We start from the raw sequence: 23,700 nt of genomic DNA on the forward strand, positions 1-23,700 counted from the left end.
TGCACTCAAGACGTCGCTAATCTGCTATTAGTCCGTTAACCTTCAATGGCTTCGTCGACCCGGCAGATAGAACTCCGTAATCCCCCGTTTCCCCTCGGCCCGTCCCAGCTGCACGATCACATCGATGGATTTCCGGATGTATTCCCGCACCTCGGCGAAGGTCAGCGGTGTGCCAGCCTGCAGAACCATGATCGCCAGCCGGTCGATGGCGAGTTCGGCGGTTTCGGCGTGGATGGTTGAGACCGATCCGCCATGGCCGGTGTTGATCGCTTCGAGATATGTCAGGGCCTCGGCCCCGCGCAATTCGCCGACGATGATCCTGTCGGGGCGCATGCGGAGGGAGGCCTGCAGGAGGGCGTTGGCGCTACGTTGTGAACCGGCACCGCGGTCGGCCAGAAGGGCGACGGTGTTGGGCTGCCCGGGAAAGAGCTCGAAGGCGTCCTCGATAGTGATCAGTCGCTCGTGCTCGCTCACATGCGTCAGGAGGTGGCGGGCGAAGGTGGTCTTGCCGGTAGAGGTGCCTCCGCTGATCAGGACATTGAGCCGTGCCTCGACCAGGGTTTGCAGCGCGGCCTCAAGGTTCTCCCCCGCCAGACTGGCAATGTTCTTCATCTTCTCGGCGCGGAGCGCGTCGAGCGAGACGGCCTTGCCGAAGAGATAGGCCGGGGCGTAGTCCCGGACGCTGCCCGAAGCGAAGAGACGGATGGTGATCGAGGCGCCGCGATCGATGGCGGGCGGCACGGCGACCTGGACCCGGAGGGGGCGGCCCGCATATTCTACCTTGCCGGAAACGAGCGGGTTCTTTTCAGAGACGCGGGCCTTGGCGTCACCGACGATGGTTTGGGCCATGTTGAGCGCGGTGGTCCGGTCCACGGTCTGGCCTTCGTGGCGCATGGTGGCGTCCCCCGCCACCTCGAGCCAGACTTTGCCATCCGGGTTGATCGCGATCTCGACCACGTCGTCACGGCGCAGAAGGTCGCGGAACGGGTCAAGATACCGCTCGAGGTAGGAGGCTGGCGACGCCTGATCCATCAGTAGATCACCACATCCCGGTCCACGAGCACGGTGACCGAGGCGCCCTGATCGACATAAATCGTGGGCGCGATCGACACCTGGTCGGCGATGACCGAACCGACTGCGTCCTGCAGATCGCTGCCGACATCGCCCAGGACGATGCTGGTGGTTTCGTTGTTGGCGCTTTCCGCAGCAACGGCAGGTGCCGCACCGATCACGGAAATTAGCGCCGCCCCGCCGAAGCGCTCGGCGAACTTGGTGTCGACGAGACCGGTGAGGCCCGAGCGGCCGAGTTGATCGCCGCCCACGGCGGCGATTTCCATCGAGGTGCCGTCCGGCGTCAGGACGCGAGTCCAAAGGATGAGGATACGCTTCTGGTGCATCTCGATCCCGGAACGGTATTGGCCAAAAAGGCGGGAGCCCCGGGGGATCAGGATCCGGTCCCCGGAAAACGCCGGAACCGGCTCGGAGACCACCGCCACGACAGACCCGGGCAGATCGCTGTTGATGGCGGTCTGGAGCGCGGCCTGGATGACCGAGCCTTGCGTCAGCGTGCGCTCGGGATGGGTGAGGCGGGCGGCCTCCTGCACTTCGAGCGGGCGCGCGCTTTGCAAAAACTGCTCATTGCCCGAGAGGGTTGGCCCTTGGGTGCCGGGGGCCGCCGGATCGGCCACCGCCGCGCTACTCGCGCCGCCGCGCGGACCGTCCGCATAGACCACGGCGGGGGATTTGATCTGCGCAGTCAGAAGTTCCTCGGCGACCCGCTCGGCCTCGCGCTGGCGCTGCTCCTCTTCCTGACGCCGGCGTTCTTCGAGAAGGCGCTGGTCTGCGATCAGCCCCTCGCGGTCGAGCTCGGCCTCGAGCCCCTCGCGCTGCGCTCGTTCGGCATCGAGCATGGCCTGAAGCCCCTCGATACGGGTCTCGGTCTGGCGCTGCAGGTTGGCAAGCTCTGCCTCTTTCTCAGCGATAAGCGCTTCCAATGCAGCCTTCTGTTCATCGAAGGCTTCGCGCAGGTCGGCAACGGCGGACTGGATTTCCGAGTTGCGGGCGGCCTGGCTGGCGGCAAGGGCCTCGCGGAGCTTGGCGATCTCGGCCAGCACCTCGGCGCTCGGTTCGGGGGCAGGGGCGGCGGGCACATCAAGCGCTTCTTCGACGGCGATCAGCGCGTCATTGACCCGTTGTTCGGTCTCATCGGGTGGAAACTCCAGCCGCCCACCGGTGCCGGGGCGGCGATCCTGGAAGGTCTCGACATCGGAGGTCTCAAGCGCGCTGTCGCCCTCCTGCAAGCCGGTGGCCAGGAAATACGCGACCCCGGCACCGCCAAGGGCGAGGGCGGCGGCGAGCGCGCCGACCCCTAGGCTGTTGCCGCGGCGCTTGGACTTGCCGCGCTGGCTGAATTGATCAAGGCGGTTCTGAAGGTCGGGAGGGGGTTGATCGGCCATGGTCAGTTGCTCACATAGATGGCGCTCTCGTCGCGCCAGGCGCAGATCGCCTCGTCGCCGATGCGCAGCGTCCAGTAGGTGTTCACCCCGAGCACCCGGACGGTGTTGCTTTGTTGGGTCCAGTTAACGGTGCGCTCGCGGCCCTGGTTATCGGCCTTGAAGAGGGCGGGCTGACGGGTGTTCTCCGGGAAGACAAAATATGTGTAGCGCCCGTCGTCATAGATATGGCTGGGGCGGAAGTCGCCCTCGCCGGAGACGCGGTAGTTGTAGTTGCGCGGGGCCTCGAACCCCTTGGGCTGCGTCGCACCCGCCGCGCTGCGTTCTTCGTCGGGGTAACGGAAGCGGACTTCGAAGAACATGCCGGTGCGGTTCGGGATCGAGCCCTCGCGCAGATGGAAAGAATAGGTGCGGCGGTTGGTGATGACCGTCATGTTGGTCGAGGCATTGGCCACATGCGGTTTGATCGTGAGCACATTGCCGAGCTCCGGGATCGGGTCGACCTGGAAGCTTTCGGTGTCGCCGACTATGACGGCCTCGAAGCGCTCCGCCGCCCCGAAATGTATCGTGGTCGAATGCCTGAGATCGGTCTCGATCCGGTAGACCTGGTTTTCATTATAGACGGCGGTGCGGATGCGGATATCGAGCGGGCCGCCTTGGGGGGTGGCTTCGGCATTGGCGGCAACAGGAAGGGCAAGCGCCAGGAGAAACGTGGTGAGGAGCGCAGGCAGGGATTTCATTTGGGTCAGTTCTCCAGGGTCTCGGCGTCGACGCGGTAGGAGGTCACCACGAAGCCCAAGGGGTTGGCCCAGACGTCCTGAAGGCGCTGGCGGGTTTCGGGTTGGAAGTCGTAGCCGACGGTGGCGACGTAAGACCGGGTCACGGTGCGGGTGTCGCGGGGGCGCCGCAGCGTGCGGGTGAAGCGGACCTGGGCCACCCCGCGCTCGATCTGGTTCACGGACTTGATCACCACCTCGATCTTGGCGTCGCGGCCATAGACGGTGATCGGGTAATCCTCGTTGGTCGAGGACCAGAGATCGCGCAGCGTGCGGGCGGCATCACCATCCGAGCGGTCGAGCACCGAGTTGATGCGTTGCTCGCCGTCGGTCAGGTCGTAGGTTTCACGGTCGTCAACATAGGCCACGAGATTGGCCTGGATGATGGCGTCGCTTTCCGACAGCGTCAGTGCCTGGACGGCAGCGACCCGGTCCATCTGGCCGGTTTCCTTGTCGACCACGACGACGAAGGTCTCGGTCGATTTGAGGGGAAAGAGGCTCGCGCCCGCGACCATGCCGGCGACGCCGACCAGTACGCCGGCCGCCGCAACGAACCAGGCGAAACGCTCACGCCGTCTTGGCCCGTAGATGAAATCCACCTCGAAAGCGTCGCGGTCACTAGCTGCGGAACTGGTCACAAGCTTCTTCAAAGTCGTCGTCTTTCAAATCAGGGTTTGCGGAAGGCCTTGGCGGCGGAGAGAAGCGCGCCGGGGCTCTGGCGGATCATCTCGCCGGTTTTCACGACGCCGGTATTGGCCATATGGTTCAGCTCGTGCGGAGATTTTCCGGTGACGAGGCGCGCGGCCGTGCCGGTGCCATACTGGCGCGTGTTCACGAACCCCTGGCGCGCAAGGCCTGTGAGGCCCACGGCATTGGACGCAATGCCGACAACGCCGGTGAGGTTGGAGGCGATGTAGGGGACCGAGGCCATGATCCCGGCGCTGAGGATCAGGATCACGAGGAAGGGCAGGATGAGGCTGACGGTCTCGACGTCACCTGGATCGGCGGAGGCGTCTCCGATCGCCTCGGCGATGGCAACGATGATGCCCGCGGCCCCTGCGGCGGCGACTGGCATCAGCGCGTAACCGATGGTGGCGCGGGTCCAGGCCTCGAAGAGGGATTGGGTCGGCTTGAAGAGCGAGGTCACGATCATGAAGGGGGCAATCACGATCATCAGCGCGAAGACGATGCGGGCGAAGGCTATAATGCCGGCGGTGACAGCGGCGAATACGGCGGAAAGCACGAAGAAGATGGCACCCAGGACCGCGCCGAAGACCCAGCCCGCGCGGTCGCCGATCGTATCGCCATAGGCGGTGATGCGGGCGACCATGTTGTCGAGGCTTTCATAGACCCCGGCCTCGTCGCCCGAGCCGGTGAGGGCAAGGATCGAGGCACCGACGGAGTCCGGAACCCGCGTGACGATGTCATAGATGACGCTGAAATTGTCCCAGCTTTGTGCGAATATGCCTACCAGTGCCACCTTCATCCCGAAGGCAAAGCCGGTACCGAAGGGCAGGGGCCGGAGTTGCATCACGGCATTGATCCCGAGCAGCACGACGAGGAGCGCGGCACCTGCCGAGATCACGTCACCGACAGCACCTGCCGAGGAGACAAAGCCGTCTTGCGCCACAGTATCCACCGCGGCATCGACCTGGCTGAGGATGTCGCGAATAACACCCATCTACTTTACACAGGCCTCCGCAACTTGGGCCTCGAACGCGTCGGCCTGCGCGTAGAGCTCGAGCACGTTGAAGGGCAGACGCGGGTTGTCCGAGGTCTGGAACCGGGGCAGGGCGGTGAGTGCCTGATCCCAGGTGAACTGATCCAGCAGGCAGGTGCAGGTTTCCGAGGCGAGCGCCTCCTCGGCAATCAGGATGCGCAGGATTGCGCGGTAGCCGTTGCGGAGATAGGCGGTCTCGGCGAGATCGACTGGGGGTTTCGGGACCCGGCAATCATCGGTCTCGTCCCGCGCGATGGCCATCGAGTTGAAGGGCGCGTCATCAGACGAACTCGTGTTCGGAGTCTGGGCCAGTGCGACACAAGGCAGGGCAGTCAGGACAAGTGCTGCGAGACAACGCGCCCGAATTGGTGCCAACCGGTGGGTCATGGACTTCCTCATGGATCCACCGCCATCGAGCGGAACTTGCGCTCGTCCGCGAGGGTTGCGGCATCGACGACACCAAGCTGGCCGGCGCTCACGCCTTGCGCCGCTTCCAGCCGCCAGATCTGGGTCAGGATGATGCCAAGTTCTGCGGTGACGCGGGTGTTGAGATCGACGGCGGCTTTCAGCCCGTCCTGATCATCGATGAGGCCGACCATGGTCTCGAGTCGTTCGAGGCTTTGGCCCGCCTCTTCGTGGCTCTCCTGCGCCGCGACGGACAACATGGCGCTGGCCCCGGCCGAGGTGGCGATGCGCTTGTCGGCGGGCTGATCGGATCCAGAGAGCGTGCTCAGACGTTCCGAGGTAAAGCCGCTGCCCGAAAGCACGCGCTCGACCGAGGCCGAGAGTTCCGCGCCGGGATTGAAGCCGCTCAGGAAATCGCCGCTGGCCAAGGACTGCGCGGTGTTGAGGGGGGCGACCAGCTTGCCACGCAGCGCGCGGAATTCTTCGACCGTGGCAAAGAGTTCTCCGAGCCCGCTGCCTTCAATGAGCGAGGTCAGTTGCGCCTCGAGGTTGGTGAGCTGCGAGAGCTGGGTTTCCAATTCCAGCCGCATGGTCGCGAGCTGCTGCATCTGAACATTCAGGTCCTTGGCCATGTGCTCGAGCTGGGCCACGAGTTGACCAAGCTGCGAGCCATCAAAGGTTGGTACGCCCTGGGCCGTTGCGGGCGAGGCAAACCCGAGTGTGGTGACCGCCGCGAGGGTCAGGAGAAGGTGTCTCATTCGGGAACTCCCATCTGCATGAAGTCGCGCTCGGCCAGCCGGTCGGCCACGAGGTGCTGCGCATAGGCCGCCTCGCGCTGCTGGTTTGCCGCCATCAGTCGGACGCGGAGATTGAGGATGCGGCCGATCTCGGCCTTGGCGTAGGTGTTGAGCTCCCAGGCCGCCTTGGCGTTGGGTTGCGCATCGATCTGCAGGATGATCGCGCGGAGGCGGTTGATCACTTGCTCGGTCGTTGCCGAACTGTCGGCGGCGTAATAGACGCCCGCCTCGGAGATGCTGGCATATTCGGCGAGCGCAAAGTCCGAGGGAGAGAGTGTTCCGAGCGCGTCGGCGCCACCGACCACGGCGAGGTATTCGTTGTAGAACTTCGAGATGTTGCGCACGTAGCCTTGGGTCTCGGCAAAGGGCGGCACCCCGCCATATTCGATGACCCGACCCGGCCCCGCGTTATAGGCCGCGAGCGCATGGGGTATGTTGCCGAAGCGGTTGAGCTGGGTGGTGATATAGCGCGCGCCGCCGCGGAGGTTGTCTTTCACGTCATAGCGGTCGACGCCGAGGTCAGACGCGGTGCCGGGCATGAGCTGCGTGAGACCATAGGCCCCGACCGGGCTTTCGGCCGCGACATTGAACCGGCTTTCCTGCTTGATCAGCGCCTGGAAAAGGCAGCGCCACTGCGTGGCCGAGAGCCCGGCCCGGGCCACACCGGGAGCGCCTGCGAACTCGCTCGCAACTTCGACAATCATCATCTCGACCGTCTCTCGGCCCTCGCCGAAAAGGCGGCTGTTCATCGGGCTTGGATCGGTGTTCGGGTAGACCGCCGCCACCCCGAAATCCGCATTACCCTCGAGCGCACGGATGTCGAATCCCGGACCGGTGATGGCCGCCGTCATCTCCTCGAGCACGCGCAGCTGGTCGGCCTGAACCTCGGAAAGCGTGGACTCGGTTCGATCCTTGTCCTGCTGGACGCCCAGATCTTCGGCCAGCGCCGTCACCCGCGCGATGGCGCGGCCGATCGCGGAATTGTCCTGCGTCGGCACGCCCTGGGCATGCGCGGGCAGGGCGCCGAGGCAGAGCCCGACGGATATGATCGCGGCGCGGCTCATTCCGGACGGGGCAGGGGTTCGAAACGGCAGTCGGGTTTGGTCGTCTCCTGAACTGGTGCGCCCATGGTCGAGAAGGAAAGCGCGGCGCGCGTGACCTGCGGCTCGCCATTGCGTCCGAAGCAGGGCGAGGTCTTCTCGGTGTACTTTTCGCAAGCGGCGAGAAGGCTTGCGGCGGCGCAAAGCGCGAGGAGGGGTTTTGAACTCATATCAGATGTCTCCAGAAATCGGGATTGGCGCGCCAATCGGCGGGTACACGGGCCTCGCCGGTTGCACCGCCGCCAAGGATGGGGAGGAGGTCGCCCAAGGCGGAGAGGTCCGCATCGACGAAGACGCTGTCGCCGGCCGAGCGGACAAGCGCGATGCGCTGGCCGATTGTGGGCTGGACGAGAAGGGCCGCCTCCTTGGCGTTCACGCGAAGAAAGTCGTAATCCGAGACCGTAGCGCGATCGTTCGGGAAGAGGATCTGGGTCGGCACCGTCTCGACGATGGTCTTGCCAACGCGGCTGTCCCGGAGCTGGCTCGGGTACTGCGTCATCATGATCACGACACAGTTCATCTTGCGTAGCGTCACCAGCCAGTTCTCCAGCCGCGCCCCGAAATACGGATCGTCCAGGAGTTTCCAGGCTTCGTCGAGCACGATGATCGTGGGGCGGCGATCCTCGACCACGCGTTCGATCTGACGGAAGATGTAGGAGAGCACCGCCATGCGCTCGGTGGTCATGTCGAGGATTTCGGTCATGTCGAAGCCGATAATGTCGGAGGCCAGTTCAAGCCCGGCACCCTGTTCCGGCTCATCGAAGACCCATCCGTAGCGGCCGCCCGGGGCCCATTCGGCGACGCGGGACTGTAGCTCGCCATCGTCATCGAGCGACTGAAACAGGGTCTCGAAACTCGCGAAGCGCCGGAGCGAGCCCTCGGCATGGGCATTTTGCGAGACCGCGCTTTGGATGTGTCGTGACTGCTCGCCCGTGAGGGTTCCATTGCGTGTGAGAAGTGTCGCAAGCCAATCCGAGAGCCAGGCGCGGCCACGTTCGTCGATTTCGGTATCGAGGGGATTCAAGCCCGAGGGCACCCCGGCGCGGATTTCGTTGTAACGGCCACCAAGGGCGCGGACAGCCATCTCGAGGCCCCGATCCTTGTCGAAGAAGAAAAGCCGTGCGCCGACCCGCTGCGCCTGCGCTGCGAGAAAGGCGGTGGTCAGCGTCTTGCCGGTGCCGGTGCGCCCTAGAACCAGCGTATGGCCAACGGTCGGTTCCTTGCTTGGGGCTCCCGCCTCGTGGAAATTGAAGCGATAGCCCGAGGTGCTGACCGTGGGCAGGACCGAAATGGTCTGACCCCAAGGTGATTGGTCCGGACCACGCCCTTCGACGCTGCCATGGAGGGCCGCGAAGTCGGCGAAGTTGATCGAGGAAATCGGCGTCTTGCGGGCGCGGTAGCCGAAGTTACCTGGCGACTGCGCGAAGTAAGTGGCTTTGAGCGCCATGTTCTCGCGCACGATGACGGACATGATCTCCTGGCCCACGCGCTTGATCTGGGCGGCGGCGCGTTCGAGCGTGTCACGATCCGGGGCATAGACCGCGATCGAGAGGTGATGATCGCCAAACGCGATGCGTCCTGCCTCCTGATCGTCTGCTGCCTGGCCGAGTTGTTCGCGCAGGGAGACGGCGGCATCGTCGGAAGCCTGCATCTGGCGGATGATCCGCTGGATGCGTTCGGCCATGATGTTGTTCGGGATCGGGCTGAAGGAGTTCGTCAGGACAATGTCGAGCGGCAGGTCGAGCGCGTCGAGCAGCGTGACATCCGTGAGCGCCGGGTAGGTCTTCATCGAAAAGAGCGCGCCGTATTTGACCCGCCCAGTCACGGCGTCGTTCAGGGTGACGACGTCGCCGTCGAAGGTCGCGCGGCAATTGCTCAAAGTATGTGAAAGAGGCAGAGCGTTTTGTCCGAAGGCGATGGGGGAGAAGCTGCCTGCGTTCAGCGTGTTGAGATAGCCAAGCCATTCGCCGCCCGTGCGGGTCAGTCGGACCGGGTTGGCCGAGGCAAGCGCCACCTCGAAGAAGCCCATGACCTCGTTCAGCTCCTGCATACGTGTCGCGCGGTCCTTGACCCAGGCCTTGCGGGCCAGCGCGCGCAAGAGCGGAATGCGGGCCGAGATGTCGGGGCGCCGGATGACGCTGAGATAGAGTTGGCGCTTGGCCGGGCGCAGGTCTTTGACGTGGGCCTGCCAGCGCGCGTCGATCGCGGCGGCGAAGCTGTATTCCTCGATGGGGCGCATTCCGAGATCCTGCGGCACGGAGATCCGGTGGATGTAGAAACCGAAGGCGTTGCCGGTCTGGGCGACGATGGCCGCGACCGCGCGTTTGAGCGCGTCGAGCCGGGCGTCCTCAGTTGTCATCGGGTTCAGACCATCAAGGCGCAGGGTCGCCAAGAGGTCGCCCTCGCGGAGGACCATCACATCGTCATCGGCGAGGGCAAAGTACGGCAGGTGTTCCGCGAGATAACTCTCCCGCGCGAACTCCCTGCCGCCCGCTTGATGCAGGGCTGATCCGTGAGTGGAAAGAGTGCCCGCATCAAGCGCCAAAGCTGTCGCCTCCATGCAGGGCCCGGTTCTTTGTCGGACGCACCGAGCCGAAGGAAACGCGCAGGACCTCGAAGAAATGCGGCTCGCGGTCGGCGACGAACCAGAGGATCGGATAGGCGACGAGGCCAATCAGGAAGAAGACCATGGACTTGGTCCAGATGAACGGCAGAACGACCCCGGTCGCCAGCACCACGAGGTATCCGACAGGGAGACCCAGATACTTGGGCGGACGGGCGAGGCCCAGAAAAAGGGGGGATCGTTCTGCCACTGCTCTATTCGGTTCTCAGGAGAAGCCGTCGACGATGGTGCCGGCCGAGAAGATCAGCACGATCCCGATGATGACCGAGGCGAACCAACCCCAGTTCAGCCGTCCCATCATGCACATGAAGCCGGTGCCGATGACCGCGAGGGTGGCGACCGCGATCCCGATCGGACCGGTCAGCGCGGCCTCGACAGTTTCCAGCATGGTCTGGATCGGCGACAAGTCTTGCGCGAGAGCGGGCGTTGCGAAAGCCGCCAGGGTTGTGGCGATGGGCAAGAGGCGGCTGAGGCTATGTCTGAGCATGCGAAGTTCCCATGTTTTACTGAAGATCGATGAGGACGGGCGCGCGGGCTGGGGCCCGATCTGCGATGCGGATGTCCGGCGCGGAAACGGGCGTGCCCGACAGCCGGGACCGGATCTGATGGATGCGCGCGATGTAGTCGCGGGTCTCGATGAAAGGCGGGATGCCGGAATACTCGACCACGCGGTGCGGCCCGGCGTTGTAGGCTGCGAGCGCCAGGTTGATGTCCTTGAACGTGGCGAGCTGGGCGAGGAGATAGCGTGCGGCGCCGTCGAGGTTCTGAGAGGGATCGCGCGGATCGACGCCGAGCGCACGGGCAGTATCCGGCATCAGCTGGCCAAGACCGTAGGCACTCTTGGGGCTGACGGCAGTCGGATTGTAGCTGCTTTCGGCCTCGACCAAGGCCTGGAGAAGGACCAGCCAGTCGTCCTCATCGAGACCGACGTGCCGCAGGGCACGGTTCCCCTGGTGCCGGTCAGCAGTCGTGCGGATCAGGGAGAGGATGTCGTCGCGTCCGGACGGCGGTGTGGCATCCAGCGAGGCGAGAACCTCTCCGGTCTCAGTGCTATCATCCAGCCCTGCCCAGGCAGGTCGTTCGCCATGAAAGGTCCAGCCTGAGGTCCGTGCCGTGCCGTCGCGACCGAAGGCGATGACGTCAGCCGCGCTCCTCGAGGGTGATGCTGTAATCAGGACCAAAGCGCAGATCGCGCCCGTCACCGAACTCGAGATGATGTTTGAAGAGGCCCGGCCATATGTTGAAATACCGCGGCTCTGGCCCGTGCGGGGTGATCCGGGTCGAGACCAGAATGGCTTCCGGCTCGCCCTCGCGCAGGTAGATGCACTGGTAGCGCGGCTTGCCATCGTCCGTGAACCCCACGAGTTCATACCGGCAGCGGAACGCGATGCCCTTTTCGGACAGGTCTTTGACACCGTCGATGGTGATCAGGATCTGGTTGCGCGCTATCGGCATGTTCGGACTCTCCCCACGAGAGCCCTTCTACTTCACGACACTAAGGCCATAAAGTCATATGGAGTCAATACGACATATTGCAGAAAAAGACATATTGCACGATAGTTGCCGCAACTTTTGCGGGAGAGCGACATGAAACGACAGGCGATGGCAGCTGCAATGGGAGTGATGGCGGTGTTCGGAGCCCCTAAGAAGGCGCAGGCCTATGACATCGATTGCGCCATCATGCTCTGTATGGCGGGCGGTTTCCCCCCGAGCGCGGTCTGCGCGCGCGCCTATCGCACCATGATCCACCGCATCACGCCCTGGCCGAGCCTGCCGCCCTTCGGGGTCTGCACGTTCGCCCATGTGCCGGTCGAGCTGGGCGGACCCGGAGGAGAGGGCGAGCTGGACACCAATCTGCCGGAATACGAGTGGCTGAACCGGACCCATGTGATCTGGTTCACCGGGCGCTCCTACGAGCCGCGCGACGAGCCGCGTCAGTGGGATTGGTCGATCCGCTCCTGCGATCGCGAGAACCGGACCTGCCGCTACATCCAGCGGGTCTACGGATCCCACACGCCCTGGCCCGCGACATTCGTCTCGGAAAGCGGGCAGGAGATCGCCTATCCGAGTGGTGGTGGCCGTTGGCACTTCTATTCTCGCAGCATCATGGTCGAGTACGGCGACTTCGAGGGCAACATGGGCCACTCGGAGTGGTTTTCCTACTGATCCGAACGGTCCGATGCCACCAGGGAAATTGAGCGAAGCTCGGCAAGATCTGCATCAAAGCGTTCCGGATCGACATGCCAGCGGCGGCTCACCGAGCCATCATTCCAACGGTAATCGGTGAACAGGTGAATCTCCTGTGTACCGGCGTTCAGAAACCCTTCCTGGAAAGGCCAGCCTGTCTTTCTCTTCGTCATGTACCCGTGTCGCTCGTACCGTTCTTGCCGTTCGAATCTTTCGTGTTGGGGGATAGGATCAAAGTCTCAGGAAACGAACTAGCGCTTCGCAAAGAGTACTTCGGGGTCGACATTGAGCGCCTTGGCGATGCGTTCGAGAAGGTCGAGGGAGGCCGCAAACTTGGCGTTCTCGACCTTGCCCATATGGCCGCGGCTCACATCGGCCCGATGAGCAAGCTCCTCTTGGCTGAGGCCGCGGGCGCGTCTCAATTCCTGGATGTTCAGTGCTACACGGTCCCGCAAGTTCATGCCCGCGAAACGGACACGCTGCGCGAAATATCGCCACGCGATATATGTTACATTCGGAGGTGCAGAGAAGAATTCTTGGTACGGCGCGAGATCGCCGGAATGGGATGCCTGCCGATACGCAGGTCACGGGATGATCCGTCTCGCAAACATACTGGGTCGTTCAATCGTTCTTTCGGAAAAGGGCGACACCGGCAATACCGGTGCCGCCAGTCGGTCGTCCACAGGGAGGTTGGAGAGGACGAATTCTACGAGGAAATTTGGGGTTGGCCAAAAATCGCATAAGAGAACTTATGTTAGTTTTGTGGTTGTCGCGGCACCTCAGACAGCTTCGAGCGCGATTGCAATCCCCTGTCCCACGCCAATACACATGGTCGATAACGACTTTTCTCCAGGTTTGAGGTCCAGCATCGCTGAACCAGTGATGCGGGCACCTGACATGCCAAGCGGATGGCCGAGAGCAATAGCGCCGCCGTTCGGGTTCACGCGGGCGTCATCATCCGCGATCCCCAGGTGCCGTAGTGTGGCCAGACCCTGCGAAGCAAAGGCTTCGTTAAGTTCGATTACCGAGAAGTCTTCTTGTTTCAGTCCAAGTCGCGCCATCAGCTTTTCCGACGCCGGTGCCGGCCCGAAACCCATGATGCGCGGTGCGACGCCCGCGGTTGCGCCGCCCAAGACCCTTGCGATCGGTGTGAGGCCAAATTTTTTTGCGACGTCGCTGGTGGCAAGGATCAATGCTGCGGCACCATCGTTCACGCCCGAAGAATTCCCAGCGGTTACAGTGCCGTCCGCTTTTACGAAAGTTTTCAGTTGGGCGAGCGCTTCCAAAGTCGTACCCGCGCGAGGGTGTTCATCCTGTACGACGATCTTTGGCTCCCCCTTTCGCTGAGGAATCTCTACCGGGACAATTTCACGGGCCAAACGACCGTTCGCCATGGCATCTCTCGCCTTTCGCTGCGAACGCATGGCGAAGGCATCTTGGTCGGCGCGGTTGATGCTGAAGTCTTCCGCTACGTTTTCGGCCGTTTCAGGCATGCTGTCGACGCCGTATTGACTCTTCATCTGTTTATTGACGAAGCGCCAGCCGATGGTGGTGTCTTCAGCAGAATTTTCGCGCGAGAATGCAGTTGTAGCTTTTGGCATCACAAACGGAGCACGAGACATGCTTTCCACACCGCCAGCAACAATGAGATCGGCTTCTCCAGCTTTGATCGCGCGGGCGGCTGTGATTACGGCGTCCATACCCGATCCGCACAACCGGTTCATCGTCGTGCCAGGGACACAATCCGGAAATCCCGCGAGTAGCAGCGACATGCGTGCGACGTTGCGGTTGTCCTCGCCCGCCTGGTTGGCGCAGCCGAAAATCACTTCGTCAATGGCCGCTAGATCTAGCTTCGGGTTTCGGCTGGCCAGGGCCCTGAGTGGGATTGCACCAAGATCGTCGGCTCGCACAGAAGAAAGCGCGCCGCCATAGCGACCAATTGGTGTGCGGATGTAATCGCAGATGTAGACGTTTGTCATTCTTAGAGTGCCTTTGTCATATCCGGGACGGCGTCGAGCAGGTCTGCGACCAGGCCGTAGTCGGCGACCTGGAAGATCTGGGCCTCTTCATCCTTGTTGATGGCGACGATGACCTTGCTGTCCTTCATGCCTGCAAGGTGTTGAATTGCCCCGGAAATCCCGACCGCGATGTACAGCTCGGGCGCCACGACCTTGCCGGTCTGGCCGACCTGCCAGTCGTTCGGTGCGAACCCGCTATCCACCGCCGCGCGCGAGGCGCCGACCGCCGCGCCCAGCTTGTCGGCCAGGCCCTCGATGATCGCGAAGTTCTCCTCGGAACCGACGCCGCGACCGCCCGAGACCACGATCTTGGCCGAGGTCAGTTCCGGACGATCCGACGCCGCGACCTTGTCCTCGACCCAGGCGCTCAGGCCCGCGTTGCCGGCCGCTGCGATGGCCTCGACGGCGGCCGAACCACCCTGGCCAGCCGCGTCGAAGGCGGTGGTGCGGACGGTCAGTACCTTCTTGGAATCGTTGGATTTTACCGTCTGAATCGCGTTGCCCGCGTAGATCGGGCGTTCGAACGTGGACCCGTCCACGATGGCGGTGACGTCCGACAAAACCATCACGTCCAGCAGCGCCGCGACGCGCGGCAGGATGTTTTTCGCGCTCGCCGTGGACGGAGCAACGATATGTTCATAATTGCCTGCCAGGCTGACCACCAGATCGGCGACCGGCTCGGCCAGGCCGTTGGCATAGGCGGCGTCATCCGCCACCAGAACCTTTGCCACGCCGTCGATCTTCGACGCGGCCTCGCCTGCGGCAGCGGGGCCCGCAACCAGAACGGTCACATCGCCCAGCGATTTGGCAGCGGTCACCGCCTTGGCGGTGGCGTCCAGCGCCAGTGCACCACCGGCGATTTCTGCAAGGAGAAGAACAGCCATTACACGATCCCCTTTTCTTTCAGCTTCGACACCAGCTCGTCGACCGAGCCAACCATTTCCCCGGCCGAACGCGCGGCGGGCTCTGCCGTCTTGACGACGGTCAGGCGCGGCGTGACATCGACGCCGAAATCGGCGGCGGTCTTTTCGTCCAGCGGTTTCTTCTTGGCTTTCATGATGTTGGGCAGCGAGGCGTAGCGCGGCTCGTTCAGGCGCAGGTCGGCGGTGACGATCGCCGGCAGCTTCACCTTGATGGTCTGCAGACCGCCGTCCACTTCGCGGGTCACGACGGCATGCTCGCCCTCGATCGCAACCTCAGAGGCATAGGTCGCCTGACCCCAGCCCAGCAGCGCCGCCAGCATCTGGCCGGTCGCGTTCATGTCGTTGTCGATCGCCTGTTTGCCCGCGATCACCAGGCCCGGCGCCTCGGCGTCGATCACGGCCTTTAGGATCTTGGCCACCGCCAGCGGCTCGATATCTTGGTGCACGTCGTCGGCGGCCACGACGAGGATCGCCCGGTCCGCGCCCATCGCCAGCGCCGTGCGCAGCGTTTCCTGCGCCTGTTTCACGCCGATCGACACGACGACAAGCTCGTCCGCCTTGCCCGCTTCCTTCAGACGGATCGCCTCTTCAACCGCAATCTCGTCGAACGGGTTCATCGACATCTTCACATTCGCGAGACCAACTCCGCTACCGTCCGCCTTAACGCGAACCTTCACGTTGTAATCAATTAGGTGTTTTATAGGTGCAATTATTTTCATTGGCGTTTATCGTCTTGGAAATTTGCAATGGCAGTAACGGCCCGGGTTCCAGGCCGTTACTTGGGATGTGTCTCTGTCAATTCGCAGTATAACCGCCATCTACTACAATCTCTGCTCCGTGAACGAACGATGACTCATCCGATGCGAGGAACAGGACCGCATTCGAAACCTCTTCAGGTTTGCTTGGCCGCTTGAGCAGCGTGGCCCCCAGAATTGCCTGCCGGGTCTCTTCGTCGGCGTGTAGCAGATCTTTTGTCATGGGAGTATCGATGACACCGGGATGGATCGAATTGACACGTATGCCACTTTCGGCCAGGTCGACTGCGCAGGATTTGGTCAACATCCGTACGGCGCCTTTGGATCCAATGTAGGCTCCCGCCGAAGCGGCACCAACAATCCCATAGATTGAAGAAATATTGATAATTGATGCTTTTTCGGTCTCTTTCATCAATGGAACCGCGGCTCGGATACCGAGATAAACACCGCGTACATTGACGTTGATCGTCATGTCAAATTCGTCAGGCGAGGTTTCGTGGAGCGGCTTCAGAATGAGAATGCCAGCGTTGTTCACTAGCACATCAAGTCGACCAGCACTTGATTGCACCGTGGAGATGACATTCTTCCAATCTTCTTCAAGCGTCACGTCATGCTGAATGAATTCCGCCTTCCCTCCGGCTCCAATGATACCTTTTACTACGCTTTCACCCGCTTCCGTATCACGGTCGGTTACAAATACATGCGCGCCTTCACGTGCCAGCGTTTCACAATGGGCTTTTCCCATGCCCATGGCGCCACCTGTTACCAGTGCGACTTTTCCGGATACCCGTCCCATAGTTCTCTCCTGAGTGTTCATGAACAAATTTAATTGTTTCCGCCGGGTTTTCTTAATGCCCGACGGAATTCTTTACACCTTCTCGGCAGTGCGGTCGCGGATCAGGGATGTATAACCTTCCTCCTTAACCGCACTAATGGCATTGCGATAATTGCCAATCCCGGCCATGTAGAACATCACCGCATTCTTCTTTCCGGGGATATTTGCGCCGAAGATCCAGCTTTCAGCTTTGGGGAAGAGTGTCATGTCGGCGATTTCACGGCAGGTGCCAACCCAAGCGTCGCGCGCCTCCACGGTTGGCTCCACACTTTGAACCCCCTCTTCTTCCATTGCGCAAATCGTGTCAGCGATCCATTCAACTTGCGTCTCAATGCTGGGGGGCAGGTTAGTGAAGGGGCCATTAGGGCCAAGGATCATGAAGAAGTTAGGGAAGTCTACCTCCATCATGCCGAGGTAACCGAGTGGGCCTTCCTTCCAAGTGTCGCGCATGGTCACGCCTCCGCGTCCGCGGAGGTCCATTTTGACGTAATTGCCGTCGACCGCATCGAAACCAGTGGCAAAGATTACGATGTCAAGCTCATGCTCCTCGCCGCTTTCGAGACGAATGCCGTTCGGAGTGAACTCTGCGATCGGATCGGCCTTCACGTCGGCGAGGGTCACGTTGTCTCGGTTGTAGACCTCGTAATAGTTGTTTCCGCAAAGCGGGCGCTTGGCGTAAAGGTCCTTCGGCGTCAGTTTCTCTGCGACCTTGGGGTCCTTCACGATTTGCTTGATCTTGCCCTTGATGAAGTCAGCGGCCGCATCATTGGCCACTTGGCTGGTCGCAATATCGCAAAAGGTGCCAAACATGAAATAGAAACCACCGCCGCGCTGCCAGGCGGCTTCGAAGACCCGCTCCCGTTCCTCGGGCGAGGCGGTTTCGGCGGGTTCGGCGCTTTCTTCGAAGCCGAAGGCCACAACAGAATTCTTCACTTGATTCCAGATATTATCGTAGTTCGCCTTTTGCTCGGCGATGGTAGCATCGTCTTGCGGGGTGTTCCCAATCGGCACGACATATTGTGCAGAGCGCTGAAAAACAGTCAGGTGTTTTGCAATTGGTGCCGTTGCAGTGATAACCTGAACACCCGTCGAGCCGGTGCCGATAATGCCCACGCGTTTGTTGCTCAAGTCCACTCCCTCGGGCCAGGCACCTGTGTGTAAGATACGGCCTTTGAAATCATCGATGCCCTTGAATTTTGGAACATTCGTTGCGGACAAGAGACCGAGGCCAGTGACAAGGTATTTTGCGGTAACTGTCTCACCACTATCAGTGATCACGTTCCAGAGACCGGTTTTTTCATTATAGTGCGCGCCATCCACTTTGGTGTCGAACTTGTAGCTGCGTCGAAGATCGAGATGATCCGCTACCTCGTTCATGTATTCGAGGATCTCGGGCTGGGTCAGATACCGGGTTTTCCAGCGGCCTTTTCGAAGCAACTCTTTGTCAAAAGAATAGCGATAGACATAGCTTTCCGTGTCTGACAGCGCACCGGGATATCGGTTCCACCACCAGGTGCCGCCAACGTCACTGGCGCTGTCATAGCCCCGGACGTTCAGTCCCTGCTCGTTGCGAAGTTTGTGGACAGCGTAAAGCCCGCCGAAGCCCGCGCCAATGACGACTGCGTCAAAATCCGCTCCGACCGTTTTAGTATTCTCAGTCTGAATGTTCATATCACTCCTCCCAGAGTAAGACCGCTCCGCCCCGCAGATTGCGGGTGAGATGCTAGATGAATGTTTCGTAGGGGTTTGTCTCGCACCGCACCGCAATGCAGTGCGAGTACAGGTCTCAGAGGGCCCGATACCATGCGGCGATGCGACCAAGTTCCTCGTTTGCCTCGGGCGCGCGTCCCGAAAGCGCGGGAAAGACATGCTGCATGCCTTCGACGATAGACAGGGTCACGTTTACGCCCTGTGCCTTGGCCTTTTCGTGCAACCGTTCGGCATCGCTCTTAAGCGTCTCGGCCCCTCCGGCATTGATATAGAGCGGCGGGTAACCGGTGAAATCGTTCTCCAGCGGGTTGGCCAACGGATTAAGCGGATCCGTGCCTTCACCGAGGAACATCCCCGCCATCGCTTCGAGGATCGGTTTGCCGACTAGCGCATCGGTTTCCGCGTTGGTTTCCAGTGTTTCCCCGCGCATCGCCATGTCGAGCCAGGGCGAATAGGCGATGACCGCTCCGGGCAGTGGCAACCCAAGTTCGCGTAACTTCAGCACGCTGGCGATGGCAAGATTGCCGCCAGCACTGTCGCCAGCCGTCAGAATATTTCTTGCCTTGAAACCCTTATCCAGCAGCGCTTTGTATGCGGCTACTGCATCTTCGATCTGCGCCGGAAATGGGTGCTCGGGTGCGCGCCGATAGTGCAGGATCACCGACGTAACCCCAAGCACCTTAGCGAGGTGCCCTGCCATTTTTCGATGACTATCGGCTGAGCCGACGGCAAAGCCGCCACCATGAGTGTAAACAATTACACGCGAGGTATCTGCCCCGGCTGGTAGGGCCCAGATAGCCTCAACTCCTCCGACATGATCGCTTTTGTAGCTAACGTTTTCCGGCTCTAGTGCGGGCTGCCCCCATTCATCGAACATGCTGCGCAGGTTCGCGATCGTCAGGTCTGGGTTCTCGACCATCTGATCGGTCCAATTCTGATAAAGCGCCCGCAGCGTATCGGCTTCTCTACTGATTTCCATGTTTATCCTCCCAAGCATAACATTTGGCAAAGCCACCAACTGACGTCGCCAATCTCGAAGACGTCAAACGGTCAACGGCATACGCCAATTATCTCAGAGTAAGGGCGAAAAATGCGCCATGTATTGAACAATACCGCTTTGGAAATAGTATGATCGTGCTCAGCCTGTCGTGAGGCAGATATGCCCGTTACTAGGCTCTGTTGATGGCGTGGATACCCCCTCCCGACGGCATCGCAATGTGCCACTATGATGAGCGTTAAAAGCCATCACAGAAGGAAGGAGCATCTATGTCCGAAATTAAAATTATCGGTGTCGACTTGGCAAAGCGCGTTATCCAGTTGCATGGTGCGTACAATGATGGGTCAGTCGCGTTTCGCAAAAAGCTTTCACGAGGCCAGTTTCTCGCGTTCGTGGCGCAGCAACCCAAATGCATGATCGCCATGGAGGCGTGGCCACGGCGCATGGCTGGGGCCGCGAATTTGAGAAGCTGGGGTGCGACGTGCGGTTGATACCGCCGGTCTATGTGAAGCCGTTCGTCAAACGCCAGAAGAATGATGCGACCGATGCAGAGGCCATCTTGGAGGCTGCATTGCGTCCAACCATGCGCTTTTTCGCAGTGAAGACGGAAGATCAGCAGGCCCGTGCCATGCTGTTTCGCACGCGGCAGATGTTTGTCGGCCAGCGCCCCCAGATGATCAACGCTTTACGCGGCCACCTCGCCGAACACGGATTGGTCGCGGCCCGCGGGCCTGCCCATCTCAAGCGACTCGCGGACGCAATCGCAGGTGATGACACCGCGCTGCATGCTGAGGTTCGTGACCTCGGCCGGATGTATCTGGGGCAGATTGAGGGGCTGAATACGCGTGTTGCAGAGCTTGACGCGAAGATGCGATGTGCCGCCAAGAAAGCCGACTTGGTGCGCCGAACACAAACCATGCCGGGCGTGGTTCCTGTCACGGCGCTTGCGATCGAGACATTTGCCCGTGACCTGGCCACCTTCCGGCGCGGGTGCGATTTTGCCGCCTGGCTTGGGCTTGTGCCGAAGCAGCACTCGACGGGCGGCAAAGCCCGGCTCGGGAAGACCTCGAAGATGCGACAGCGCGACTCCGGACACTCTTGGTCTCTGGCGCTATGGCTGTCCTCCAGGCTGTCGAGCGGTTTAACACACCGAATAATGGCTGGCTGAAACGCCTACTAACCCGCAAGCCGCGCATGGGTCGCCGCGATTGCGCTGGCCAACAAGATGGCGCGTGGCCTCTGGGCCATCATAATGAAACAAGAGGATTACCGGAATCCGGTGGCGGCGATGGCATAGCGAAGACGGCATGCCACGACGTCCCGGTAAGTTGGGAGTGTGAGGAGGTCACTGAAAAGTAAGGGCGAAGGATCGATCAGATCCGGGTCAGAGAAAGCAGCATTTGTGCAGGAGCCACCGAGCTCGGTTTGTTGATATGCCTCTGGTCCGCGCATCGCCATACCGGCCCGCGGTTACATCAGCGCCGCACACAGAGGCCTGATACATGACCGCACCCGATCACACGCTCGCGCCGTTCAAAAAATCACTTGCACCAATGGGGGCATGCATGCACAAATCCCGTGTCGGACTCATCTTATGAATCCAGCGTGGTAGCTGAGGTGCATGAGCAGACCGACAACCCCGACATACAAGACCATGAACTGGCCCGCTTATAACGAAGCGCTCAAGCGCCGTGGCTCGCTGACGATCTGGTTTGACCCCGAGATGAGCTGGGAGGCCGTGCCGACAGGCAGAAGAGTTACAGCGACGCCGCGACCCAGACCTGTCTTTCGATGAAGGTCCTGTTCGGCATGGCCTTGCGACAGGCGACCGGGTTCGTCGAGAGCCTGTTGCGGCTGATCGGTCTCGACTGGACGGTGCTCGACTTCAGCACCCTGTCCCGGCGCCAGAAGACCCTGGCCGTGAACATCCCGTATCGCGGCTCCAAAGGGCCGTTGCACTTGTTGGTGGACAGCACGGGGATCAAGCTTGAAGGTGAGTGGCATGCCCGCAAGCATGGCGGCCCCAAGCGACGGGTCTGGCGCAAGATCCACCTCGGGATCGACGAGCAAACGTTGGAAGTGCGCGCTGTTCAGATCACCGGGAGCCACATCGGTGACGCTCCAGTGTTACCCAACCTTCTTGAACAGATCCCGGCAGACCAGCAGTGTCACGGCTGACGGTGCGTATGACACACGAAAATGCCAGGACGCGATTGCGGACCGTGGCGTCCACGCCGTTATCCCACCAGGTAAGAACGCAAAGTCTTGGAAGACCATCACCGCCTAAGCCGCGTCGAGACGAAGATGCACTGTGTTAAGTTGCTGGGGCAGCGCCTTATGGCGCGGGACTTTGACCGTCAGGTCGCGAAAACCCTTTCTAAATAACGAGGCACCCTCCAGTCGCAAGGGTCCTCTTTGACAAGCGCGCTAAACAGCGCGGCCAACCGATCCTTGCCGATATTTTTGGCGTGGTGCATCAGGCCTCCCCGCCAGCGGGGAAATCCGTAGCCGTGAATCATTACTAGGTCGATGTCTTGCGGTTTTTCTGCGACGCCTTCGTCAAGGATATCGCAGGCTTCCGCCACCATTGCGAGCAAGAGCCTTTCTACGATTTCGTCAGCTGAGAACTCCCGGCGAGTGAAGTTCATTTCTTCTGAGACACGGAGTATTTCGCTAGCGACCAGCTCCGAAGGTGAGGGTTTGCCGTCCGGCCCATAGTCGTACCATCCGGCGCCCGATTTGCGTCCTAGGCGTTTGTGCTTTTCGACCAGCCGCTCGACCAAGGGCATGTGACCACAGCAGTTCCCTTCTGCAGCGGCCTTGCGACGGATATTCGCGTAGGCGATGTCCAGCCCCGACATGTCCTGTGCAGCATATGGACCCATCGCCATACCGAATCCGCGCATAGCCGCGTCGATCTCGTCGACAATAGCCCCCTTCACCAGAAGGCGATTAGCGGCGTGACGGTAGCTAGACAAAATTCGGTTTCCGATGAAGCCATCGCAAACACCAGACAGTACCGGGATTTTACCAAGCCTGCGCGCCAGCACAAATGCTGCACCTAATGTATCGTCTGACGTTCGGTCGCTCCTGACGACTTCCAGAAGCTTCATAATATGCGCAGGACTGAAGAAATGAATCCCTACAAAGCGTGCTGGGTGCTTCAACCCATCAGAAAGCCGATTTACATCGAGATAGGATGTGTTTGTGGCAATAATCGTCTCGGGCGGCAGAGCACCTTCGAGTTCGGTCAAGATCGCGCTCTTGACCGCAAAATCCTCGAAGGCCGCCTCGATTGCTAGATCGGTTGGTGGCAGAGCGTCATAGCCTGAGACCGTAACCAGCCGGTCCTCAACCGCCTTTCCCGCATCGGGGGACAGAATGCCGCGACTGATACCCTGATCAATCAGCTTTTGCAGGTTTTCTCTGGCCCACTCTGCGGACGAGGCACTGCGTTCGACGACAGTCACCGAGATCCCTGCGGTCGCTAGCGTGTACGCAATAGCTGCTCCCATATTACCACCACCGACCACGATGGCGGTTTCAGCATCTCGGGAAGGTCGGGGGTAGGTGCGCCCCTTGTTGGTTGCGGTACGCTCGGTGAAGAAAACGTGCCTAAGGGCCCGCGCCTGATCCGAGGCACGAAGGTCCAAAAACGCAGCGCGCTCGCTGGCCAGTGCGTCGTGCAGCGGCGTCATCGCGCTGGCCGCGACCAGGTCCACCGCAACATGCGGGGCATTCTGGCCAGGCATACGCCGCGCTACCTGCGCGCGGGCGACTTCCGCTGCGAAGTGGTTTGGCATTGGTGAAGGAAGATTGTCGGGTGCCTGTGCCGCCTCTAGAACAGCGTCATCGAGAGCTATGGCCGCGCCAAGCGGGTCATCGGCTAGCAGCTGGATCAGTCCTATTTTCAGTGCCTGCTCGGCGGAAACAGCCTTCCCGGTGACGATCATGTCAAGCGCAGCTTCAATACCGATAAGTCGCGGCAGTCTTTGGGTTCCCCCTGCGCCAGGCACGATCCCCAAGTTTACCTCTGGCAGGCCCAGTTTGGTAGAAGTTGAGGCGATGCGATAGCAGCAAGCCAGAGCAATCTCTAGTCCCCCACCAAGCGCAGCCCCGTTGATGGCTGCGATAGTCGGAATCGGAAGGTGCGCAAGTTGCAACAGCACGTCATTTAGTTGTGGATCAACAGGCAACTGTCCGAATTCCTTCGCATCCGCGCCCGCGACGAACGTCGTTCCTGCGCCGGTGATAATCAGCCTGGTAGCGCCAGTTTCGAGGACTTGGAAGATACATTGTTGTATTCCAGCCCGAACCTCCGCGTTGATTAGGTTAAGCGGCGAATTGTCTATGGTCAGAATTGCTGCGCCATTTGAGAAGCTTAATTCAACAGGCATGGGC

The 23,700-nt window shown here is 61.1% G+C and carries 24 protein-coding genes and 2 pseudogenes; 3 read left to right on the plus strand and 23 right to left on the minus strand.

Annotated features, from left to right (window positions below; all coding sequences use genetic code 11):
• Nucleotides 1-42: 42 nt before the first annotated feature.
• From B5M07_RS18305 to B5M07_RS18370, 14 genes are read right to left on the minus strand one after another with little or no spacing between them, the layout of a single operon-like run.
• Entirely contained in the window at nt 43-1,032 is a 990-nt protein-coding gene (locus B5M07_RS18305; RefSeq protein ID WP_065331059.1) for an ATPase, T2SS/T4P/T4SS family, read from the minus strand.
• Nucleotides 1,032-2,456 carry a TrbI/VirB10 family protein gene (locus tag B5M07_RS18310; RefSeq protein WP_065331058.1) on the minus strand — a complete coding sequence of 475 codons (1,425 nt, stop codon included), beginning with the start codon at nt 2,454-2,456 and terminating at the stop codon, nt 1,032-1,034. Before B5M07_RS18310 ends, B5M07_RS18305 begins: the two co-directional genes overlap by 1 nt.
• A gap of 2 nt (nt 2,457-2,458) precedes the next feature.
• Complete coding sequence (locus B5M07_RS18315) at nt 2,459-3,193, minus strand: TrbG/VirB9 family P-type conjugative transfer protein (RefSeq protein ID WP_065331057.1); 735 nt, start codon at nt 3,191-3,193, stop codon at nt 2,459-2,461.
• Between the two features lie 5 nt (nt 3,194-3,198).
• Nucleotides 3,199-3,879 carry a virB8 family protein gene (locus tag B5M07_RS18320; RefSeq protein WP_065331056.1) on the minus strand — a complete coding sequence of 227 codons (681 nt, stop codon included), beginning with the start codon at nt 3,877-3,879 and terminating at the stop codon, nt 3,199-3,201.
• 17 nt (nt 3,880-3,896) lie between these two features.
• On the minus strand, nt 3,897-4,910 hold the full coding sequence (locus tag B5M07_RS18325; RefSeq protein ID WP_065331055.1) for a type IV secretion system protein: 1,014 nt from the start codon (nt 4,908-4,910) through the stop codon (nt 3,897-3,899).
• A complete protein-coding gene (locus tag B5M07_RS18330; protein WP_081285329.1) occupies nt 4,911-5,336 on the minus strand; it encodes a hypothetical protein in 426 nt (141 codons plus the stop codon).
• 8 nt (nt 5,337-5,344) lie between these two features.
• Nucleotides 5,345-6,112, minus strand: a complete 768-nt coding sequence (locus B5M07_RS18335; protein ID WP_065331054.1) for a type IV secretion system protein — start codon at nt 6,110-6,112, stop codon at nt 5,345-5,347.
• Complete coding sequence (locus tag B5M07_RS18340; RefSeq protein ID WP_065331053.1) at nt 6,109-7,215, minus strand: lytic transglycosylase domain-containing protein; 1,107 nt, start codon at nt 7,213-7,215, stop codon at nt 6,109-6,111. The genes B5M07_RS18335 and B5M07_RS18340 overlap by 4 nt, the downstream gene beginning before the upstream one ends.
• Entirely contained in the window at nt 7,212-7,421 is a 210-nt protein-coding gene (locus tag B5M07_RS18345; RefSeq protein ID WP_065331052.1) for a hypothetical protein, read from the minus strand. Before B5M07_RS18345 ends, B5M07_RS18340 begins: the two co-directional genes overlap by 4 nt.
• On the minus strand, nt 7,418-9,811 hold the full coding sequence (locus B5M07_RS18350; RefSeq protein WP_204353406.1) for a type IV secretion system protein B4: 2,394 nt from the start codon (nt 9,809-9,811) through the stop codon (nt 7,418-7,420). Before B5M07_RS18350 ends, B5M07_RS18345 begins: the two co-directional genes overlap by 4 nt.
• Nucleotides 9,786-10,064: a type IV secretion system protein VirB3 gene (locus B5M07_RS18355; protein ID WP_009574107.1), complete on the minus strand. Its 279-nt coding sequence runs from the start codon at nt 10,062-10,064 to the stop codon at nt 9,786-9,788. The genes B5M07_RS18350 and B5M07_RS18355 overlap by 26 nt, the downstream gene beginning before the upstream one ends.
• Nucleotides 10,065-10,079: 15 nt before the next feature.
• Nucleotides 10,080-10,361 carry a TrbC/VirB2 family protein gene (locus tag B5M07_RS18360; RefSeq protein WP_065331050.1) on the minus strand — a complete coding sequence of 94 codons (282 nt, stop codon included), beginning with the start codon at nt 10,359-10,361 and terminating at the stop codon, nt 10,080-10,082.
• A gap of 16 nt (nt 10,362-10,377) precedes the next feature.
• On the minus strand, nt 10,378-11,055 hold the full coding sequence (locus B5M07_RS18365; protein WP_319822678.1) for a lytic transglycosylase domain-containing protein: 678 nt from the start codon (nt 11,053-11,055) through the stop codon (nt 10,378-10,380).
• The gene (locus tag B5M07_RS18370) at nt 11,015-11,329 is read right to left on the minus strand and encodes a hypothetical protein (RefSeq protein ID WP_008335576.1); all 315 of its coding nucleotides are present in this window, start codon (nt 11,327-11,329) and stop codon (nt 11,015-11,017) included. The genes B5M07_RS18365 and B5M07_RS18370 overlap by 41 nt, the downstream gene beginning before the upstream one ends.
• A 132-nt stretch (nt 11,330-11,461) precedes the next feature.
• Between B5M07_RS18370 and B5M07_RS18375 the strand changes: the two genes are divergently transcribed.
• Nucleotides 11,462-12,040: a hypothetical protein gene (locus B5M07_RS18375; protein ID WP_065331049.1), complete on the plus strand. Its 579-nt coding sequence runs from the start codon at nt 11,462-11,464 to the stop codon at nt 12,038-12,040.
• On the opposite strand, the gene B5M07_RS18380 is transcribed toward B5M07_RS18375, so the two are convergent.
• The 8 genes from B5M07_RS18380 to B5M07_RS18415 form a co-directional block, all read right to left on the minus strand.
• Nucleotides 12,034-12,234 (minus strand): hypothetical protein, encoded by a 201-nt coding sequence (locus B5M07_RS18380; RefSeq protein WP_065331048.1) that lies wholly within the window; start codon nt 12,232-12,234, stop codon nt 12,034-12,036. The genes B5M07_RS18375 and B5M07_RS18380 overlap by 7 nt on opposite strands.
• Before the next feature lie 78 nt (nt 12,235-12,312).
• Nucleotides 12,313-12,522, minus strand: a complete 210-nt coding sequence (locus tag B5M07_RS18385; RefSeq protein WP_081285328.1) for a helix-turn-helix domain-containing protein — start codon at nt 12,520-12,522, stop codon at nt 12,313-12,315.
• A 318-nt stretch (nt 12,523-12,840) separates the two neighbouring features.
• Nucleotides 12,841-14,040 carry a 3-oxoadipyl-CoA thiolase gene (gene pcaF, locus B5M07_RS18390; RefSeq protein ID WP_009804213.1) on the minus strand — a complete coding sequence of 400 codons (1,200 nt, stop codon included), beginning with the start codon at nt 14,038-14,040 and terminating at the stop codon, nt 12,841-12,843.
• A 2-nt stretch (nt 14,041-14,042) separates the two neighbouring features.
• Nucleotides 14,043-14,963 (minus strand): electron transfer flavoprotein subunit alpha/FixB family protein, encoded by a 921-nt coding sequence (locus B5M07_RS18395; RefSeq protein WP_009804214.1) that lies wholly within the window; start codon nt 14,961-14,963, stop codon nt 14,043-14,045.
• Entirely contained in the window at nt 14,963-15,721 is a 759-nt protein-coding gene (locus B5M07_RS18400) for an electron transfer flavoprotein subunit beta/FixA family protein (RefSeq protein ID WP_009804215.1), read from the minus strand. Before B5M07_RS18400 ends, B5M07_RS18395 begins: the two co-directional genes overlap by 1 nt.
• Before the next feature lie 76 nt (nt 15,722-15,797).
• Nucleotides 15,798-16,553, minus strand: coding sequence for an SDR family NAD(P)-dependent oxidoreductase (locus B5M07_RS18405; protein WP_009804216.1), 756 nt, complete (start codon nt 16,551-16,553; stop codon nt 15,798-15,800).
• Between the two features lie 72 nt (nt 16,554-16,625).
• Complete coding sequence (locus tag B5M07_RS18410; protein WP_009804217.1) at nt 16,626-18,263, minus strand: flavin-containing monooxygenase; 1,638 nt, start codon at nt 18,261-18,263, stop codon at nt 16,626-16,628.
• A gap of 115 nt (nt 18,264-18,378) precedes the next feature.
• Complete coding sequence (locus B5M07_RS18415; RefSeq protein ID WP_017468330.1) at nt 18,379-19,281, minus strand: alpha/beta hydrolase; 903 nt, start codon at nt 19,279-19,281, stop codon at nt 18,379-18,381.
• Between the two features lie 287 nt (nt 19,282-19,568).
• Between B5M07_RS18415 and B5M07_RS18420 the strand changes: the two are divergent.
• Both B5M07_RS18420 and B5M07_RS18425 read left to right on the plus strand, forming a co-directional pair.
• A pseudogene (locus tag B5M07_RS18420) lies at nt 19,569-20,596 on the plus strand (IS110 family transposase).
• 324 nt (nt 20,597-20,920) lie between these two features.
• Nucleotides 20,921-21,669, plus strand: a pseudogene (locus B5M07_RS18425) (IS5 family transposase); the annotation flags it as partial.
• Here the strand turns inward: B5M07_RS18425 and B5M07_RS18430 are convergent.
• Nucleotides 21,657-23,696, minus strand: a complete 2,040-nt coding sequence (locus tag B5M07_RS18430; RefSeq protein WP_037930989.1) for an FAD-dependent oxidoreductase — start codon at nt 23,694-23,696, stop codon at nt 21,657-21,659. The pseudogene B5M07_RS18425 and the gene B5M07_RS18430 sit on opposite strands and share 13 nt — an antisense overlap.
• Nucleotides 23,697-23,700 lie beyond the last annotated feature (4 nt).

The organism is Sulfitobacter sp. D7 (assembly GCF_003611275.1).
Taxonomy (GTDB): domain Bacteria; phylum Pseudomonadota; class Alphaproteobacteria; order Rhodobacterales; family Rhodobacteraceae; genus Sulfitobacter; species Sulfitobacter profundi.

Excerpts from the sequence above, each read along its gene's own strand:
- B5M07_RS18305 (WP_065331059.1), bottom strand. The coding sequence starts at position 1,032 with ATGGATCAGGCGTCGCCAGCCTCCTACCTCGAGCGGTATCTTGACCCG.
- B5M07_RS18310 (WP_065331058.1), bottom strand. The coding sequence starts at position 2,456 with ATGGCCGATCAACCCCCTCCCGACCTTCAGAACCGCCTTGATCAATTC.
- B5M07_RS18315 (WP_065331057.1), bottom strand. The coding sequence starts at position 3,193 with ATGAAATCCCTGCCTGCGCTCCTCACCACGTTTCTCCTGGCGCTTGCC.
- B5M07_RS18325 (WP_065331055.1), bottom strand. The coding sequence starts at position 4,910 with ATGGGTGTTATTCGCGACATCCTCAGCCAGGTCGATGCCGCGGTGGAT.
- B5M07_RS18330 (WP_081285329.1), bottom strand. The coding sequence starts at position 5,336 with ATGACCCACCGGTTGGCACCAATTCGGGCGCGTTGTCTCGCAGCACTT.
- B5M07_RS18335 (WP_065331054.1), bottom strand. The coding sequence starts at position 6,112 with ATGAGACACCTTCTCCTGACCCTCGCGGCGGTCACCACACTCGGGTTT.
- B5M07_RS18340 (WP_065331053.1), bottom strand. The coding sequence starts at position 7,215 with ATGAGCCGCGCCGCGATCATATCCGTCGGGCTCTGCCTCGGCGCCCTG.
- B5M07_RS18345 (WP_065331052.1), bottom strand. The coding sequence starts at position 7,421 with ATGAGTTCAAAACCCCTCCTCGCGCTTTGCGCCGCCGCAAGCCTTCTC.
- B5M07_RS18350 (WP_204353406.1), bottom strand. The coding sequence starts at position 9,811 with ATGGAGGCGACAGCTTTGGCGCTTGATGCGGGCACTCTTTCCACTCAC.
- B5M07_RS18360 (WP_065331050.1), bottom strand. The coding sequence starts at position 10,361 with ATGCTCAGACATAGCCTCAGCCGCCTCTTGCCCATCGCCACAACCCTG.
- B5M07_RS18370 (WP_008335576.1), bottom strand. The coding sequence starts at position 11,329 with ATGCCGATAGCGCGCAACCAGATCCTGATCACCATCGACGGTGTCAAA.
- B5M07_RS18375 (WP_065331049.1), top strand. The coding sequence starts at position 11,462 with ATGAAACGACAGGCGATGGCAGCTGCAATGGGAGTGATGGCGGTGTTC.
- B5M07_RS18380 (WP_065331048.1), bottom strand. The coding sequence starts at position 12,234 with ATGACGAAGAGAAAGACAGGCTGGCCTTTCCAGGAAGGGTTTCTGAAC.
- B5M07_RS18385 (WP_081285328.1), bottom strand. The coding sequence starts at position 12,522 with ATGAACTTGCGGGACCGTGTAGCACTGAACATCCAGGAATTGAGACGC.
- pcaF (WP_009804213.1), bottom strand. The coding sequence starts at position 14,040 with ATGACAAACGTCTACATCTGCGATTACATCCGCACACCAATTGGTCGC.
- B5M07_RS18395 (WP_009804214.1), bottom strand. The coding sequence starts at position 14,963 with ATGGCTGTTCTTCTCCTTGCAGAAATCGCCGGTGGTGCACTGGCGCTG.
- B5M07_RS18400 (WP_009804215.1), bottom strand. The coding sequence starts at position 15,721 with ATGAAAATAATTGCACCTATAAAACACCTAATTGATTACAACGTGAAG.
- B5M07_RS18405 (WP_009804216.1), bottom strand. The coding sequence starts at position 16,553 with ATGGGACGGGTATCCGGAAAAGTCGCACTGGTAACAGGTGGCGCCATG.
- B5M07_RS18410 (WP_009804217.1), bottom strand. The coding sequence starts at position 18,263 with ATGAACATTCAGACTGAGAATACTAAAACGGTCGGAGCGGATTTTGAC.
- B5M07_RS18415 (WP_017468330.1), bottom strand. The coding sequence starts at position 19,281 with ATGGAAATCAGTAGAGAAGCCGATACGCTGCGGGCGCTTTATCAGAAT.
- B5M07_RS18430 (WP_037930989.1), bottom strand. The coding sequence starts at position 23,696 with ATGCCTGTTGAATTAAGCTTCTCAAATGGCGCAGCAATTCTGACCATA.